Origin of the sequence: Pseudomonas morbosilactucae, from assembly GCF_023241715.1 — a bacterium.
GTDB lineage: Bacteria > Pseudomonadota > Gammaproteobacteria > Pseudomonadales > Pseudomonadaceae > Aquipseudomonas > Aquipseudomonas morbosilactucae.
Map to the genome: position 1 here is coordinate 1 of NZ_JALQCW010000103.1, position 17,826 is coordinate 17,826.

The 17,826-nt window shown below is 51.0% G+C and carries 15 protein-coding genes and 2 pseudogenes; 11 read left to right on the top strand and 6 right to left on the bottom strand.

Annotated features, from left to right (window positions below):
• Window positions 1-57: 57 nt before the first annotated feature.
• Entirely contained in the window at window positions 58-621 is a 564-nt protein-coding gene (locus M1B34_RS31165; RefSeq protein ID WP_268267124.1) for an antibiotic biosynthesis monooxygenase, read from the bottom strand.
• Window positions 622-687: 66 nt separating this feature from the next.
• The gene (locus M1B34_RS31170) at window positions 688-1,332 is read right to left on the bottom strand and encodes a hydrolase (RefSeq protein WP_123331850.1); all 645 of its coding nucleotides are present in this window, start codon (window positions 1,330-1,332) and stop codon (window positions 688-690) included.
• Window positions 1,333-1,492: 160 nt separating this feature from the next.
• Here M1B34_RS31170 and M1B34_RS31175 point away from each other — a divergent pair, with 160 nt between their 5' ends.
• From M1B34_RS31175 to M1B34_RS31205, 7 genes and pseudogenes are all read left to right on the top strand, one after another.
• Window positions 1,493-2,380: a LysR family transcriptional regulator gene (locus tag M1B34_RS31175; protein ID WP_268267125.1), complete on the top strand. Its 888-nt coding sequence runs from the start codon at window positions 1,493-1,495 to the stop codon at window positions 2,378-2,380.
• 493 nt (window positions 2,381-2,873) lie between these two features.
• The gene (locus tag M1B34_RS31180) at window positions 2,874-4,238 is read left to right on the top strand and encodes a glutamine synthetase family protein (RefSeq protein ID WP_268267126.1); all 1,365 of its coding nucleotides are present in this window, start codon (window positions 2,874-2,876) and stop codon (window positions 4,236-4,238) included.
• A 78-nt stretch (window positions 4,239-4,316) separates the two neighbouring features.
• Window positions 4,317-4,565, top strand: a pseudogene (locus tag M1B34_RS31185) (FAD-dependent oxidoreductase); the annotation flags it as partial.
• 507 nt (window positions 4,566-5,072) lie between these two features.
• Window positions 5,073-6,293 carry a site-specific integrase gene (locus tag M1B34_RS31190; protein WP_268267127.1) on the top strand — a complete coding sequence of 407 codons (1,221 nt, stop codon included), beginning with the start codon at window positions 5,073-5,075 and terminating at the stop codon, window positions 6,291-6,293.
• Window positions 6,271-7,797, top strand: a complete 1,527-nt coding sequence (locus tag M1B34_RS31195) for a tyrosine-type recombinase/integrase (RefSeq protein WP_268267128.1) — start codon at window positions 6,271-6,273, stop codon at window positions 7,795-7,797. The genes M1B34_RS31190 and M1B34_RS31195 overlap by 23 nt, the downstream gene beginning before the upstream one ends.
• 144 nt (window positions 7,798-7,941) lie before the next feature.
• Window positions 7,942-10,728 carry a hypothetical protein gene (locus tag M1B34_RS31200; protein WP_268267129.1) on the top strand — a complete coding sequence of 929 codons (2,787 nt, stop codon included), beginning with the start codon at window positions 7,942-7,944 and terminating at the stop codon, window positions 10,726-10,728.
• On the top strand, window positions 10,725-11,111 hold the full coding sequence (locus M1B34_RS31205; RefSeq protein ID WP_268267130.1) for a hypothetical protein: 387 nt from the start codon (window positions 10,725-10,727) through the stop codon (window positions 11,109-11,111). The genes M1B34_RS31200 and M1B34_RS31205 overlap by 4 nt, the downstream gene beginning before the upstream one ends.
• Before the next feature lie 895 nt (window positions 11,112-12,006).
• On the opposite strand, the gene nucC is transcribed toward M1B34_RS31205, so the two are convergent.
• The 4 genes from nucC to M1B34_RS31225 form a co-directional block, all read right to left on the bottom strand.
• Entirely contained in the window at window positions 12,007-12,732 is a 726-nt protein-coding gene (gene nucC, locus M1B34_RS31210; protein WP_268267131.1) for a CBASS effector endonuclease NucC, read from the bottom strand.
• A gap of 63 nt (window positions 12,733-12,795) precedes the next feature.
• A complete protein-coding gene (locus M1B34_RS31215) occupies window positions 12,796-13,728 on the bottom strand; it encodes an AAA family ATPase (RefSeq protein WP_268267132.1) in 933 nt (310 codons plus the stop codon).
• Window positions 13,728-14,243, bottom strand: a complete 516-nt coding sequence (locus M1B34_RS31220) for an HORMA-1 domain-containing protein (RefSeq protein ID WP_268267133.1) — start codon at window positions 14,241-14,243, stop codon at window positions 13,728-13,730. Before M1B34_RS31220 ends, M1B34_RS31215 begins: the two co-directional genes overlap by 1 nt.
• A 7-nt stretch (window positions 14,244-14,250) precedes the next feature.
• Complete coding sequence (locus M1B34_RS31225) at window positions 14,251-15,216, bottom strand: CBASS oligonucleotide cyclase (RefSeq protein ID WP_268267134.1); 966 nt, start codon at window positions 15,214-15,216, stop codon at window positions 14,251-14,253.
• A 184-nt stretch (window positions 15,217-15,400) separates the two neighbouring features.
• Here M1B34_RS31225 and M1B34_RS31230 point away from each other — a divergent pair, with 184 nt between their 5' ends.
• From M1B34_RS31230 to M1B34_RS31245, 4 genes and pseudogenes are all read left to right on the top strand, one after another.
• Entirely contained in the window at window positions 15,401-15,724 is a 324-nt protein-coding gene (locus tag M1B34_RS31230) for a helix-turn-helix domain-containing protein (protein WP_099775649.1), read from the top strand.
• 2 nt (window positions 15,725-15,726) lie between these two features.
• Window positions 15,727-16,617, top strand: a complete 891-nt coding sequence (locus tag M1B34_RS31235; protein ID WP_268267135.1) for an ImmA/IrrE family metallo-endopeptidase — start codon at window positions 15,727-15,729, stop codon at window positions 16,615-16,617.
• 197 nt (window positions 16,618-16,814) lie between these two features.
• Entirely contained in the window at window positions 16,815-17,054 is a 240-nt protein-coding gene (locus M1B34_RS31240) for a hypothetical protein (RefSeq protein WP_268267136.1), read from the top strand.
• A gap of 353 nt (window positions 17,055-17,407) precedes the next feature.
• Window positions 17,408-17,826 (top strand): annotated as a pseudogene (locus M1B34_RS31245) (transposase); the annotation flags it as partial.

Sequence of the window (17,826 nt, forward strand, 5' to 3'; positions counted from 1 at the left end):
CTTTTTTAATGGCGATGATTAATTGATGGCGCGCCTTACCCACTGCATCCACAGGTTTCAGCGCAACCAGCCGGCGAACAAACGCGTCACCCGTGGCATAAAGACATAGACCACCAACAACACAATGCTCAGGGTAATCAGCACATTGGACTGCACGTAGCCGCCCAGCCATGGCAACCGGTTAAACACCTGCTGCCACAGCCAGGGCATCAGCATGCTCAACGGCAGGATCACCATGAAGGTCACGCAAGCCTGCTTCCAGCGCGGAGGCGGGGTCGGCGCATTGGCCTGGGGCGGAGTAAACCAGAACTCCCGTTCGCCGTTGATTTCCGTCTGGTCGCCATCGGCCAGCAGATGCCGGGCCTCGTGCACCAGGTCGCGGCGCTCCGTGGAATCCAGCCACTGCTGCAACAACTCGATACTGGCAAAACGCAGGACGCTGGTGAACAGCGCCAGCCCGCCATCGTGGCCGCGCACCACGTCGATGCCCAGGTGCCCCGGGTAGCTGCGGGCCCGGGCAATGGTCCGGCGCAGCCAACTTTCATAGGCCTGGTCCTGGCCCGCTTTGATTCGATGCCGCACCAGCAGTGTCACCACGCCGTCAGCCAATTGCATATTCATGACAGGCTCCGCCTACCCGGGGAAAAAGATCGGGCGCCCGCAGGCGCCCTCCTGTGTGCTCGGGGCTTACTTGGCCTGACGTTGCGGGGCCTTGTGCACCATGGTGTAGGCGTAGTCCACACCCATGCCGTAGGCGCCGCTGTGCTCGCGCACCAGGTCCATCACGGCGTCGTAGGTTTCCTTGTGGGCCCAGTCACGCTGGTATTCGAGCAGCACTTGCTGCCAGGTCACCGGTACTGCGCCGGCTTGAATCATCCGCTGCACGGACATGTCGTGGGCTTCCTTGGTGGTGCCGCCCGAGGCGTCGGTGACGATGTACACCTCGTAACCTTCAGCCAGGGCCTCCAGGGCCGGGAAGTTGAGGCAGACCTCGGTCCACAGCGCCGCCATGATCAGTTTCTTGCGCCCAGTGGCCTTGACCGCTGCCACCAGTGGCTTGTCTTCCCAGGAGTTCATCGAGGTGCGCTCGATGGGTTGCTGATCAGGGAACACGCTGAGCAGTTCCGGCCAGATGTAGCCGCTGAAGCTTTCGGTTTCCACCGAGGTGAGGATGGTCGGCACGTTGAAGATCTTTGCCGTCTTGGCCAGGGCCACGGTGTTGTTCTTCAGGGTCTGGCGGTCGATGGACTGCACACCGAAGGACATCTGCGGCTGGTGGTCGATCAGGATCAGGGCGGAGTTGGTTGGGTTGAGCAGTTCACGGATGGACATGGCGTGTTCCTTTTGATGTCGAGATTGATTAAGTGTCTGGGGTCCGGGGCGGTTGCCTTGTCTAGCGTTGTGCGCCGGCTTGGTGGCTAATTTACGGACTGGACCAAAAAGGGACAATTCCCTAAAATCGAGAATCATTGATTCCAAAACAGGGACAATCATGGACCGCATTGAATGCATGCGCGCCTTTGTCGTCACCGTCGACGCCAATGGCTTTGCCGCGGCGGCCCGGGCGATGGATGTGCCGCGCTCGAAGGTCAGCAAACAGATCCAGGCCCTGGAAGAGGCCATCGGTGTGCAGTTGCTGCAACGCACCACCCGCAGCCTGCACCTGACCGAAGCCGGCGCCGAGTACTACGAGTCGGTACGGGAAGTCCTGGCCGCTGTGGACGAAGCCGAGCAGCGCGCGCGCGATGGCATCAGTGAGTTGCGCGGAGTATTGCGGGTCAACGCGCCGATGTCGTTCGGTCTGCGCCGCCTGGGGCCGCTGGTGCCGCTGTTCCATGAACAGCAGCCGAACATCGAGTTGCAGCTGGTGCTCAGCGACCAGCAAGTGGACCCGGTGCGCGGCGGTTTCGACGTGACCATCCGCATCGCCAGCCTGGCAGATTCGTCCATGGTGGCGCGCTTGCTGGCGCCGGCACCGCGAATCATGGTGGCCTCCCCCGCGTACTTGAAGCGGGCGGGCACACCACAGACGCCCAAGGAGCTGAGCAGCCACGCCTGTCTGAACTACGGCTACCTGCAAAGCGGCGTCAGCCTGCAATTGAGCAATGGCAAGGACACCCAACGGGTGCACGTCACCGGGCCGTTGCATGCCAACAACGGCGACCTCCTGGCCCAGGCCGCCGAGGCCGGCATGGGCATCGCCCTGCTGCCCAACTTTATCGTCGAGGACGCCCTGGCCGCCGGGCGCCTGATGCCGGTGCTGTGTGACTGGCAGGCGCCGCCCATCAGCATCCACGCGGTGTACCCCTCGGCGCGCCGGGTGCCGCAGAAAACCCGGGCCTTTATCGATTTCCTGGTGGCCCAGCTCAGCGAAAAATAAGCCCCGGCGCTCCCCCTGTGGCAGCGCCATGCCCGCCCAGTCTGTCAATTATTTTTCGACACCCCCCCCTTGGAATCTGCTTTCACTCCCGGTAAAACGGTGTGCCTCGTTTGAAAAAAAGTCCGTGAATCCTTAACGAGATCAACCGGCCCCATGAACGCCCCGAGTACCCGCTGCCCTCGCCTGCTTGTCGCCGCTGCCCCGTGCAGGGGATCGGACATGGCCAGGGAAACGGCCCGCGTTCATCGCCGCTGCACCCACCCCCTCGCGCCAGGGGGGCAGCGATGAAACTGCTGGTCAACCTGCCCATGGCCCTGTGCCGTTCCCGCCTGCGTCATTCCTCGCGCCCTCCGGATACTTCGTTCTCAGCCTGAACGCGCACCCAGACGCGTACAGCTTCCCCGCATTCACTTCTGCCCCTGCAACCGGCCCAAGCACGGCGCCGTTGCGTGAACTGAACCTGCGCGCCTGAAACGGCGCAAGCGAGAGAACGATGAACTTTGCAGCCCTTGACGAGGCCCGTACCTTCCTGGCCGCCAACCCCGATATCGACATGATCGAGCTGTTTATCCTCGACGCCAACGGCGTGCCCCGGGGCAAGCTGTTGCACCGCGAAGAACTGCTGGCGGTGTACGAAAGCGGGCGCCCGCTGCCCAGTACCATCCTCGGCCTGACCCTCAATGGCGACGACGTGGAAAACTCCGGGCTGGTCTGGGACGTGGGCGATATCGACTGTCGCGCCTACCCCCTGGCCGGCAGCCTGGTGCGCCTGCCCTGGCGGCAGATTCCCACCGCTGCGGTGCAGGTCAGCATGCACCCGCAAGAGGGCCTGCCCGCCAGCATTGCCGACCCGCGTCATCTGTTGATCAAGGTGATCGACGCCCTCAAGGCCGACGGTTATTACCCGGTGATGGCCTGCGAGCTGGAGTTCTACCTGCTGGACGCCCAGCGCGACAGCCACGGCCGACCGCAACCGGCCCTGGACGCCGACGGTGGCCGCCCCCGCAGCACCCAGGTCTATGGCCTGCGCGAGCTGGAACAGATTGAACCCTTCCTCGCCGACCTCTACGCCAACTGCAAGCTGCAGGGCATTCCGGCGCGCACAGCGATCTCCGAATATGCCCCGGGCCAGGTGGAAATCACCCTGGAGCACGGCGACGCCCTGGAAGCCATGGACCAGGCCGTGCGCTACAAGCGCCTGGTCAAGGCCATCGCCCACAAGCACGGGATGCAGGCCACCTTCATGGCCAAGCCGTTCGACCACCTGGCCGGTACGGGCATGCACATGCACGTGAGCCTCGCCGATGCCCAGGGCCACAACCTGTACGCCGCACAAGACCCGGCCGGTACTCCGCTGCTGCGCCACTCGGTGGGCGGCATGCTCGCCTCGCTGCTGGATTCCCTGCTGCTGTTCTGCCCCAACGCCAACTCCTACCGCCGCTTCCAGGCCAACAGCTACGCGCCCCTGGCGCCGACCTGGGGCGTGGACAACCGCACCGTGAGCCTGCGGGTCCCTGGCGGCCCGGCCCACACCCGGCACATCGAACACCGCATCTGCGGCGGCGACGCCAACCCCTACCTGGCCGCCGCGGCAATCCTCGCCGGCATCCATCGCGGCCTGCGCGAACAATTGGACCCGGGGGAACCGGTGAGCGGCAACGGCTACGCCCAGGCCACCGAGTTGCTGCCCACCGACTGGCTGACGTCGCTGACCGCCCTGGAACACTCGGCCTGGGCGCGGGATGCCCTGGGCGCCGAATTCCTCGGTGTGTACCTGGCCGTCAAGCGTGCCGAGTACCGCCAGTTCATGGCCGAGGTCGGCGAACAGGACTGGCGCTGGTACCTGGCCCAGGCCTGATACCGGCCCACCACAGCCCCTTCGGCGGCCGGCGCAGCGTTGCGTCGGCCCGGCCCTTACATGTGCAAGGAGAGACCCATGACAGCCGCCCTTAACCTGGTGACGGCGGCAGCCGAGCGCTGCCCTTCCTACTACAGCGCCACCCTCAATGACCCCACCGCCTACCCCACCCTGCAAGGCGAGGTGTCGGTGGATGCGGTGATTATCGGCGGTGGTTTCACCGGCGTGGCCAGCGCCGTGGAGCTGGCGGAAAAAGGCCTGAAAGTGGCCATCGTCGAAAGCCACAAGATCGGCTGGGGCGCCAGCGGCCGCAACGGTGGCCAGGTATTATCCGCCCGAAGAACCTTTTGTTGACTATTTATATATTCTTCAGTGTAAACGGGGACAATTAGATTGTCCTGTCAACAAAGTAATGGAAACCGTGAAGTCAACATGGACTTTATACGTTGCATACAACGTGTTGACTACTTATATAAATTTAGCCGAAGCACGAATCACCCGTTGATTCATCTAAATTCCTGTGCATAATTGATTCTAGCGGCAGCCCCGGCGTAGGTCTGCCTAGTCCATCAGCTAGTTCAGCTTGAAACACTAAAGCCCCTAAGAAATTTGGCAGTGTGCGAGTGATCAGCGTTGACTTTGATGTTTACTTTATCAAGGAATCGTTGATATGCGTCGGGCACCTGCTATTTTTGAAAACTATCAATTTAACATCCCACCAAATCAGATTGAAGCTACTGCGTTAGTAATCGCTGACGGGTATCTGCTCCTCAAGTTAAAAAATAATTCAAAGACACCAACCGCCCCTTCACTTTATCCAGTGCGGGAATCGGCATGAAAGTAATTGAATTCAAAAGCCCATGCGGCAATCCCACAGCATTGATTTTTAACAATGACAAGCCGGTCTTTTGGGCAAACTATTGGCTTATCAATCAACACCCCACAACTCGACCAAAATCATTAATCACGTATAGTTATGACCTTTGTCTAGTCATATTGTTTTTCCAATATAAAAAAATTGACTATATAAAAAGATTTTCAAACGGAAGCTTTCTCACTAATGGAGAGCTTACAAAATTACGCAGTCACCTTACGGAAACAAAATCCACCCTCGAAAATCGAATCGCGGGAATAGGCATGATAAATCCGAAAAAAGTATCTAACTCCACTTATGACAGAAGATGCGGTATAGCAAAAAAATTTCTAGAATTTATCGCTGAAGAATTAATACTCAGCACAAACAAGGATAAAAGGAAATCTCTTAGCGACTTTACAGGCAGACTCAAAAATCAACTTAGAAGCCACCACTCTGACAATGAGAATGTTGTTCAGCCCTGGACAAATGAAGACTATATAAAAATGGATTTAACAATAAAATCAAACTCAAAAATCAGAGAAAAATTTCTAATACATAGGGATCTAGTTGTATTTCACCTTCTGCGTGAATCAGGCATCAGAAACAGTGAGTTACTCGGTATAAGAGTGGATGGATTTCAACGAAAAAATCGAGGATATGTAACTACAAAAATTGAAGCGAGTACTGATATGAGCCTGGATCCTAGATCGTCCCCCGCAACCGTAAAGACATTTAACAGAGAGCTGAAAATCTCGGACTCATTATGGGGACTTATCGAAAGATATATTATCGAAAGAAAAAAAATAAAGGCGAGCATCAAACATCCATTCTTAATCATCGGTATTTCTGGGCAACCGCTATCAAACGATGCTGTAGGTAAGATTTTCAAAACACTGAGCGACCAACTTGAATTAAAGATCACTCCTCATAGTCTACGGCACTCCTGGGCATGCAACTTCATTCTTAACGAATATGAAAAAGCATCCTTTGCCACTGGAAGAGAAAAAGAGAGAATCATCTCCAACGCATTAAGCGTCCTTCGAATTCAGATGGGATGGAGTTTGAGGTCTTCAATGCCAGAACACTATGCAAAATATGCATTTCAAAAAATCGGTAATGAACGATTATTATCAGAAGACCGATCTCTCCACAAAAAACTTAGCAAGGACGTTAGTTATGGTGCACAGTCAAACGACTAAAAATGAATTAAACCGACCATTTGAAGAAATAACCGTATACCATCAAAAAACAAAAATTGATTTTATTATTGGATCAGAACTAACAATTAAACATGAGGCCTTGAGTGGCCAGTGCACGATAGATTTCAAGCAGATGCAAAACTATCTAGGCGACGACATCATAGAGTCATTTCGCCATGAACTTTGCTCACGCATAGCAGAATGCTATGCGTTATCTAGCATTAAGACGTTCTGCACGAAACTCAAACAGCTTTGTAAGCTGCTTAGTGAACCCACCCTCAGCCAAGGACGCGTAATACACAAGATAAGTGAAAACAAAGAACTATGGTCCTCTTTCATAAAGTGGTTAAAGGTCAACCCTAATATGAAAAAATTTCTAGTTGCATGCAATGGAGACAAAGAAGTTCTATGGTGTGACGAGTATAATTTAGCAGTTGATATAATCCGTACATCATCAAGAAAAAACGGGAGCGCCATAAGCTCGGCCGACCCTGTTAATGGAGCACTGACCGAAACCGAGGTAAGAGATATAACCTTCGCTATCTGCAACGGTTACGAAAATGGTCTGCTGGAAATTGAACACTTAGCCGTTTTCTTTTTGGCTCTGGTACTCGGATATAGGCAAAGCCAAATTCTCAACATAAAGCTAAATGACTTAACTTACAGTGAACCCCAGAAAAACTGGACACTGAAAATTGAAATAATCAAGCAGAAAAGAAAGAATAAACCTGTCTACATCAATGTCAGACTCCCCCCCATGGTGAACACCCTACTCGATTATATGGTACCTATTTGCATTACTAGGGATAGAACTTATTTAATCCATAATTCCTCTGGGGTCGCTGGGCTTACGATTACCGAAGAGGAAATAAAAAAACTGCCCAATACCCGTTGCAATGCTACTTCCCTAATGGCAAGACTTAAGAATGTGATTTATGAAATGGGTGTTAGAAGTAGCAGGGTTACTGGAGGAAGAGTAAATCTAAATTTCATTAGATTTAAACACACTTTGCTAACACGCGCAGCTGTAAATGGAGCAAGCGCACATGAACTCATGTACTTAGGTTTGCACAACAATCTTTCCTCGGCAAATTCTTATATCGATTCTATACCTGAAGCACAAGCCAGGATCAAAGAGGAATTAGGACCAGCACTTACCTCCATTGCGAAATTATTTCTAGGTTCACCTTATGAGGGCGGATATGAAAAAGCCGTTTTGGAAATGCCTAACTCGATACAACGCCATTATGGAATTGCACAAGCAAAGCCAATTGGCGTTTGCGGAACCATGGCAAACTGTACAGATCATGCACCAATTGCATGCCTGCTTTGCTCGAAATTTGAACCATTCCGAGATGCACCATTTGGCGAATATAAAGAATATCTAATCAGCGAATACAAAAGTCAACCTGACATTAAAATTAAAAATACGGTATTGGAATATGTAAAGGCATGCGACATGTGGATCTCAAAACTGAGTGTTAACCAAGAGCGCGCCTCATGAGTAAAAACACACCTAAGCTAAACTTTGAATCTTTCAAGAAAGTATTTATTCCGCTATTCCAGGACCAAATAATGAGCGGAAAAAATATCAATCTATCATTGAAATACAAGCTCCCGAAGAATATGATGCTTAAAGGCGACCCATGTGATTTTGCCCATGCGCTACCCCCCAATTATAAAAAAGAAAGTGTCGTATTCAAAACGCGTCTGCGCAGACGAGGACTGGATTGCCACGCTTAAACTATTTCATCTTATCCGCTCACTGGAAGAAAAAAAGAAATCTCGAGATATTGCGACTGGATTCTATTTTCTTATTGATTCTCTACCTTTATTTAAAAAACCATGGGAAATCACCAACTCAGACTTTCTTCGCGCTTCAAATAAAAACAACCTCTCACTGGGAATAAAGCATCGTATAGGGGCCGGACTTGCTAATATAGGTAAAACCTTTAAGAAATATAATTTATCCCCAGAAAATATAAAATATCTTAAGAATCCTCATACTAGGCCACCCCGCTCAACAAAGACACTCTTGCCAGATCTCGACGCATGCAAAATGCTGGCTGAATCATTCAGGCTTCCTCAGAATGGTTTTGAAACGATGGTCTCATCAGCGTTCGCACTATTGAACTATGCGCCTTCTAGATCCTCTGAAATAGTCACGTTGAGTCTCGACTGTATTACGTCTCTGGATGGATTTGGTTTACGCTTTCCTATACCAGCAAAAAACGGTAAGTCCGTCGTAAAGAGGCCACCTTGTGCCGAGTTTGAGGAGGTTGTCAGAGAAGCAGTCCATACGCTTATCAAATTTGGCATATCCGCAAGAGACGCGGCAGCCTGGTACAAAAAGAACAACGTAATATACATCCCGAAAGGCCTCGAGCATTTAAGAGACCGGAAAACATATAATGTTCCAGAGGCATTAGCCTTGATCGGTTACGAGCGAAGCGATGGAGTGTATTCTCAAAAACTATATGCGAACAGAAACAATTCATTACCTGCCGCAATTTTACCTCCTGGACTAGGCAGGTTGTTTCAGTCAGATTCTTCAAACTATTACCGTCACAATGAAAAAATTTTACTTAAGGACGCGGCTTTCATCAGTGCGGCTAACCTTTACGCTTGGGTTATCAAAAACTTATCACCTACCTTCCCATTCGTAGATGGCGTTTCCAATGTTGAATATAAGGATTGCTTATTTGTATATCCATACTCCTCTAAAACCCCCAAGTTCAAAACATATTGGCAGTGCAATTACGTACCTTGTTTTTTTTCGACAAACAAGCTCCAATCATGGTTTGGTAGATTATTTTTCCGAGGCCGCGAGCGTGAAGACCTTTCCTTAGGCACACATGCTATGCGTCATTTACTTAATACGTTGGCGCAGAGCAAACACATAGACCAGCGATTGATTGCAATGTGGTCTGGTAGAAGCTCAGTGGAACAAAATGACGATTATGATCATCGTACTTCTTTGGAAAAAATTGACCTCATTGATGAAAATGCCATTGGGGCAGGATTTGAGTTCGGCGGTTTTTTAGATGATTTATACGAGCAGGAACACAAACAAACTGGGGTATCAACTGAGCAATTCTTTAAAACCAAAATTGGATCGCTTCACGTAACAGAACTTGGTCTATGCCGACACAACTATAACTCAGGTCCGTGCCCCAATGTCTTTCAATGTATTGACTGTTCTGAACATTGCTTTAAGAGAGGGGACGACAAATCATTATTAGCAGCACATAGAATGGTAGAAAAACTACAGCCAGTGATAGCCGCGGCTCAAATTGCAGTAGACAAAGGAGAACCCGGCGCGGAAAAATTTCTTAATTCACATAAAAACAAAATTTCAAGATACAAAAAGCAAATAGAAATTTGCTCGGACACTTCGGTTCCCGCCAACGCATTATGCGCACTAGCACCAGACACTCCAACAGACAACATAGTTTCAAAAGCGATTATTTCTCGCACCCTAAACGCAGATCAAGTTAAAAAACAGGCTTATAAGCATGGTAGAATTCTAATTCGCAGCATAGACAACAACACCTTAGAATCATTTGAATCACTAATGAATTCGTGGACTGTAGATAATGGACTTCCCTCTTGGAAAAATGTTTGCAGTAGCTTTAAGGCTAAATATAACACTTTGATTCGACATCAAGCCATCTTGAATAACAGCTCCATGCAGCGCGCTTATGAGGGCCTTGGCAATCGAATGCTCAGTACAAATCTAATTAAGAGAGACTCGTCCTTAAGATGGTACTGGAACAATGAATACATAGTTTCACAAGTTTTGGAAACCTGGAACTTCAAATTTCACGGCTGCCCTACACTCCCAAAGGTAGCAAAACAAATCAAAACAAATTTTTCATATGCAAAAATAACTCTTGCTGCGCTAGAGAAAAATTCTGAAATTCGCAAAAAACTTTTAGAAAAACGGAAACATTTGCACGACATCGGTTTGATATTCATCTCTACTCATGGAGCCTTAGTTTGCGAGAGAAAATCAGCACTTCCGGATGGCAACCATCAAAACATTTATGAATGCTTCTCTCAATTCGCTAAAGAATGGAGAATTGAAGATGGGCTTCCTACCATGGAATCTGTTTTAGCGAAATTTGAAAAAAAAACAGGGTTCACACTCAATAAAGCATACATTTTCTCAGACAATACGCTATTAGAAATCTTTAATCACATCAGAGAGAAGAGCGCAAAATCCGGACTAATAAAATTCAACGGTTCGAACAAACCACTTTGGAACATAGACAGACTGATACTTTCTTGCTGCGCAAATGAAGGCGAGTTCGAAATCGATTGCGACACATCTAAAATATACGAAAATATTTTAACACTGCACCCAAGCATAAAGATTTCTTACGGCGCTGTTTTAAGAGCACTGAAAGCTCTCCAAAATAGGAGTTACAAATGAAGCGCAGAAGAATAACAGACGAGGACACTACGGCTTTTATTGAAATGCTCAGAAACTGGAATGTCGAAAAAGAAGGCGATCTGAGCTGGAATAACTTCATAAAAAAAATCCAAACCGTTACAGGTTATTTATATGAAAGAACATCATTATACAAAACGAAGAACGGAACAATCCACAAGGAATTTGAGATTGCCAAAAGCCACATAAAATCCGGACATACAACAAAGGGAGAAACTATGTCAAGGCAAAGCTTACTAGTGGCATACACCAATCTGAGGCAGGAGGCAGACAAACTTCGCTCTCAGAACCTAAGCTTACTTCAGTTGCATAGCGAATATCTGAAAATTCTATATGAAAATGATATAATCCCTAACTTTTCTTAAAACGAAATTAGCACTTTATGGATCAAATTTTCACTATGTTCAGTCGTAGATGTGGCACGGAGCTTTTTAGCGATTTGTCAGTAATCTGCTGACACCTATAAACACGTGTCACCGCTGCTGTATGGACTTCATACACGGCAGATAACAATTCTAGTATCTGCCCTAGCCTCCTTGCCCTCTTCTGCCCCGTAACGGTGAACATGGTTTGCGCTACTCCCCGAGACTTTCCAGCGAAACCTGCACCTAGGTGCTTTAAGCTCTCCGGAATCGGAAGATCTAGATAGAGTCACAATGGCAAACAACGACTTGGTGCAACCATGCCTCGATGGGGATCAGTTTCACTATCACTTGCCCTACTGCCAGGATCGGGCGATCTCCTTTCAGGTAAGCCGTTTCGACAAAGATCATAAACCCGGGTGGTGTCTGCCATAGGGCTGGATTTACGCAAGGTGAGTTGGCCGGACGCTAACCTTTGGCTCGCAGATATCAAGGCCTTCGAGCCTGGGGAGCAGGCTGACTTTTCAGTGAAGTGTTCCAGACTGAGTCGGAGAAAAAACAGGCGATTGAACCCTCGATCACAGCGCTCGGAGCGCTTGAGCTTTCCAGTCCATTTGCCAACTCACGACAAAAGCGAGCTCTTAGGCCCTTGTAGTCGGATTAGTTTTTCTAAACCTCATAGAGGCGACGCTGGCGGCTGGCAGCCTGTTGGGTCACGCCGCCGTTTACCATTCCTCGACAAACCTAAAACACTCTTAACTAACGTGTCCTGCGCGTGGCTTTCCAAGTGCTGATGACAGAGCGCCGGGCACGCTGTTCAGGTTTGGGAGCGTCGAAGCAGGCAGTCAACGCCACGCATTGTTTTACCTACTGGGCGGCTACGCAAATCAGTAGACAACTATTTGGCCAACCACTTTCCATAGGCATCAATGTCAATCATGGGCACCGTGCCGCTGAATTGGAGCTGCGCTATGAGCTTGAATAAGAACGCCGTCGCTGGCTTATTTTCACTTTCAAAATTAAAAGTACTGCTGCCGACATCGTAGAAAAAATGACCATGGGAAGCCACGCAACCGAGGTCTAGTCTTCCGTCAGCCGTATCCACTTTGAGAGCTTTATCGAACGACCGCCCCAATGCCGGGCTCCAATCACTCTCGAAGGTCAACAGACCGCCCAGGATTGGAATCAATGGTTTAGCTGGGTACACACCGCCTGCGTGTGGTATTGGCAGGCTAGTACGGTGAAGCTTGCGAACGCTGGCGACCTTTCGCTGGGCATAGGCCACAAGATCCGCCGAAGCTGTCTGCTTTGCTTCAAAAACAGCATAAACGCTTTCTGCTGGCACGATGATGTGCTCATCAAATTTGAAGATGAATGGGGAATACTGCCGATCAAAGACAACTACGTCGATCTGGTCGCTGAAGTTGCCCAGGCTGTCTACTACAAACGCATTAGCAGCCTGATAACGCTTGGGAAGGTACGTATTAAGCATCTCGATCCACACACCCTCGCTCGCGTCACCCTTTGCGCCGGGATGTGCAAACGCTTTGCGCGCTGTCCCTAAACGTAGCTGGATATCGTCATGCAGAGATGCAAGCAATGTAGAGAGTGACCATGTTGACATACTGCCTCCGAAAAAACGGATATGGGGCGAGCAGCATGTCTAGCACCTGCTCGACCCAACTGGTTAGCGATCCTGGAAAGCGGGTGTTGGTAACATTGCTTTGGCTGTCAGTAGTGCTGTTCTAGCGTCCACTGCTGAGCGCGGGTAGGCCGAAAGCACAATGGCAGGGATCAGTCGCTGGTTGATGTCGGAGAATGTAAAACCCGGCGCATCAGTTGCTCGCGGGCCGGTCAGCTTAACGAGTTCATCAATCACCTGAACGCTCAACCCGATGCCTTGCAACTTGGTCGTCAGCAAGTACCGCCTCTGGGTGTCGTCAGGACGGCCAAATGTCAAGACTTCCGCCGCGCGCCGTTGGACTGCAGGGTCGAGAGCTTTTAGACGGTTGGTGCACATCAGCACAGCTGCCGGCAGCTTTTGATTTGCAATACGATCGATGCCGCGAATTAAGGCGTTTACTCCCGCTCGATCCTCATGGTGCATCTGAGCGTTTTCTCGGGATTGAGCTAGGGCGTCAGCCTCGTCAATGAGCAGCAGCACCGCCCCCCGAGCCTTACCACTGCGATTCTTGAGCTTTTCAGCAGCCTCGATTGTGTAGTCGAAGGCAGCCGAAACCAGTTGAGTCATTTCGCCCACTCGTCCCTGACCCCGGGTCGCGAGACTCAATGGATACAATGTGATATCGATGCCTTCTTGCCGAGCGACAGCGTCCCCGATCGTCTCCGCCAACTCAGTCTTCCCAGATCCGACATCCCCAGCCAGTACAGCAAGAGGTGATCGGCGCATTACGGTATCGACTGCAGCCCGAGCTTGCGGGTGATACTTCTCCGCCCACTCCTGCAAGCCAAAAGGGTTGACCAGCAAGCCCAGTACCTTAGCTAGCCGATCCTTTTGATCATCAAGACCCACAAGTCGCGCCAGACGTTCCTGTGGTTCAAAGTCAGGGAAAGACACGCGCCGCTCAAACAGTTCGTCCAGAGACGGTTTCACGTTCATCAGTAGCTCCTTACGCTTGCGCGATTGAGGGCGCGACCGCCCGCTGAGTAGGTCTTGTCGTTGTCGAGATAACCACTGATGCCTGGCTCCGATGCGCTGCCGCGCGCAAAGGGCAAGTCCTTCAGGGCGCTCTCCGTATCTGCAGACGAAGCGTTATGGTATTTCGAGCTATAAGTCAGGAAGCTATAGAAAGACGCACCAGATACGTCCCGCCCCTGCCGAACACGCCCTGGATCATCGTCAGAGCCCGATCCAATCAGGTCGCCTGCGGTGTATCTCAGTGTCGGCTCGATCCAATCGTCGCCACGTTTAAAGCCGTACGTCACCTCCCCTAGATACCCTGCCTTGAGCAGCACAATCAGCTCAGCCTCGTACTGCTCGATCAAGACATCGCTGGGTTTGCCATAGAAGCGCTGCATACGGCGCAAATCCGTTGCAACTTTGGCTGCCATGTGGCGAGCATGGGTGACGGTAAAAGTCTGCGACTCAGCAACTGTCAAGCTGTAGGAAGACATAGCGTGATCACCCCTGAAAAGAAGAGCCAAAGACCTTCTGCCAATAGCCCACCGTCAGCTGTTTAGTCGGCGCGTAGAATGCGGCATCGATAGCGTCACCTGCGTCCATTGCCGCGTCGATGATCGCGTCGACATTGCGCTGGTTATACAAACGGGCCACATTGTTTTCGGAGTTAACCGGGTCGATGATCTGTACCAGATCAGTCAAAGGGCCCACCTTGGAGGCAGGGTAGTTATCCTCAAAGACGATTCGCTCGCGGAGCTCGCTGGTGACCAGGTAGGTAAAGAACGCCTGCAAGGCTTCAGGGTAATTGGAGAAGTTCACGCCGTTGTCGCTCAGCTTGGCAAGGATCAACTCGATCATGAAGGATTTGAACCTGAAGTCCTGACGCTCCTGCTTCATCAGGCGTGCCCAGTATTTGGCTAGTCGAACAACCTGAGCAAAATGCGTCGGGGACGCGCGTTTTCTCGCTTTCGCGAACTCAAGGTGCAACGGAATACTGGTTTCAAGGAAAGACCCATCCTCCTGACTAACCAAATTACCCCGCCACTGCGGTAAGCCGGAGTACAAGACCGGAACGAGATCGACATCCAGGCCAGACCCTTTGAACGACACGGTTACCGAGTACGTCTGAGGCTGGACTTGATCCGCGCTGAAATTCGGGAACGCCTTACGCAGTCGCTCCGCCAGGTAATCCAGAAGAGCGCGGGTGTCCCGCGGTGCATCGGAGCCACTGATGTAAACCGCAACATCAATATCATTCAGCGAACGCAGAGCCGTGCCCTTGGCCAAGCTGCCCGACACCATCATGCGCTTGAGCGAAAAGTCAGGATGATCCGACAGATAACCTTCCAGCTTATCCTGCAGGCGCCCTGCCTGTTCCCGGTACTCCTTCGCTTTTTCTTTGGGTAGATTCACCCGCTCTTCCGCAAATCGGGCTATATCCTTGTGATCAACGTGCTCTTTCGACATCTCATCCCCCTTGGAGATCTGTAGGTACTAAGGCCGGGCGAGGAGCTCAAAGGGCATGTCGTCGAGCCAAACAAAAAGTTCGGAATAGCGAACTTTGTAACAAAGTGCCCCCGCCTACCGTCCTTGTCAAACGATTTGTTCGGAATCGTGGTACATTTTTCACTACTACTGGAGGAGATAGGACATGGCTACCCATCTCGGCGAGAAGCTTCGCGACTTGCGCAAGCAGCGAGGGTTGACCTTGGAAAAGCTTGCGGACATGGCGGGGTTGAGCAAGAGCTACCTATGGGAGCTTGAAAATCGGGAATCTCAACGCCCTTCTGCTGAAAAGCTCACCGCGTTGGCAGATGTTTTGGGAGTAGGCACTGCTTACTTTTTCGAGGATGATCTGAGGGAGCCTGAAGAGAAACATCTCGACGAGGCTTTCTTTCGTGGATACAAGAATCTTGAACCAGATGCCAAGGCACAACTGAGAAAGATTCTGGATACATTCAAAAAGGATTTTTGAAAATGCCTGAGCCTGAGGTATGGACACCGCAGAAAGCTGCAATTCGACTGACCAAGATTTGTGATTTTTTCAGTCAGGCTCATGGGATTCCGCGCTTTCCCGTAGATGTACCAAAACTTGCTCTGGAAACAGCAGAGGTCTTTAACTGGCCTGATCCCATTGCCAAGGTGGATGCGGTCGATATCAAGGGATTTGATGGGGCGCTATTTGCCAACGAAGCAAGAAGCCGCTGGATGCTGCTTTACAACAATGGGTTGGAGTCACTCGGTCGAATCCGCTTTACCCAGGCCCATGAGCTTGGTCATTACATTCTGCACCGCCTCAAGCGCGACGAGTTCAAATGCAGCAGTGATGACATGCTGTCATGGGAGGACAAGAATATTGAAGCCGAAGCTGATCTATTCGCCTCTTTCCTGCTGATGCCGCTTAACGACTTCCGTAACCAGCTCACCACAAGCGTCGACTTCGAGGTGCTGCGTCACTGTGCGATGCGCTATGGCGTTTCACTGACGGCTGCCGCATTGAAATGGATTCAGTGCACCGAAGAGAGTGCGGTACTCATTCTTTCTTGCGATGGATTCATGAAGTGGGCATTCCCCAGTGCTACTGCACGCAAGAACGGAGCCTTTTTTCGGACACGCAAAGGCGCTGTGGAAATTCCTGCAGGTTCATTGGCAGCGTCCCCTACCATTGCGCAGGAGCGCCAAGGAACTGAGCTTCCAGCATCGCTATGGTTTCCATATGCTGATAGAAGCACCAGTGTGCGTGAGATGAAGATCCAGTCCGAAAAATACGAATATACGATGACTCTACTGTGCCTGCCGCGTAATGCGTCCGTATGGCCGCCCTTTGCTCAAAGCGACGATGAAAATGGCCGTTGGCGCCGTGATTGATAGGCACGGCATGACAAGCTGAATCGCCCCGGATTCTCTAGACACCTTGCAAGCTCATTTGGACTGCCCCCGGCACCGTAGATATCTCCAGCTTATGCTTATTTCCGGATACTTGGATCAGTGAGTGCCATGCAGCTCATTCAACATGGTTCTCGAATTTTTCAGTTGATGTCTCTGGCGACCTTGAAAAATTCGAGTTGAAAGATGGCTCGAAAAAAAGCCTTGCAGCCTTTGCAAAAGACATGGCCAGCAATGCTGAGAATCTCACGTGGGCAAAAAGATGGATTGCCGTCTGCCTTACGCTCGATAACGCGCTAGGAAATAAGAAAATTAAACTTGCTCAAGTAGCAGACTTTATTGATGACTCAATCTTCCCTGAAGAAGTCCCCCAGCCTGATGAGTGCGAGATCGAACGCGAGCCGATGGAGGTAAAATAATCCGCCACTCCCCGAATACCACATACGCCGATTGTGCTTGGGTATTAACGCAAAAAAGCCCTACAGCCCCGACTAACAAGAGCTGCAGGGCTTTATTTACAAAGGTGGATAGATAGCCATTTGGCATTACAGGGCATTGAATGGCGTCCGGTTTGCCCCATTTTTGCCCCACTCCCATGCATCCTTTTCCAGCAACCAGGTCGCCACATTGAAACCAGGGGGAATAAGGATAGGGATTCGCCCTCCTACTATTGAACCTAAAGGCAGCTATCGGCCGATTCTGTTGAAAAAGTAGCGCCCCCCCTATGCCGTTGGCAAAATTGCTCTGTCAGCGAGCGTTGGGGGCGAACAGCATGATGGGACAGTTACCGGGAGGACAGCAGCGCCTGTTCTACTCGTTCAATCTGGAAGATCACGTCCCGACCCAACATCTCCTGCGCAGCATCGACCAGTGCCTGGATCTCAGTGATCTGCGCGCCTACCTGGCGGATTTCTATAGCCCCATTGGGCGTCCCTCGATTGACCCGGAATTGATGGTGCGCAATGTTAGTCGTCGGCCTACTGCTATGGCATTCGTTCCGAGCGGCGATTGTGCGAAGAGGTGCACCTGAACCTGGCCTATCGCTGGTTCTGCCGGCTGGGTTTGGAAGACGAAGTCCCCAATCATTCGACCTTCTCGAAGAATCGCCATGGCCGTTTCCGTGACAACGATCTGTTCCGCTGGTTGTTCAATGAGGTGCCTGCGGCGCTGCATGGCAGCCGGCCTGGTCAA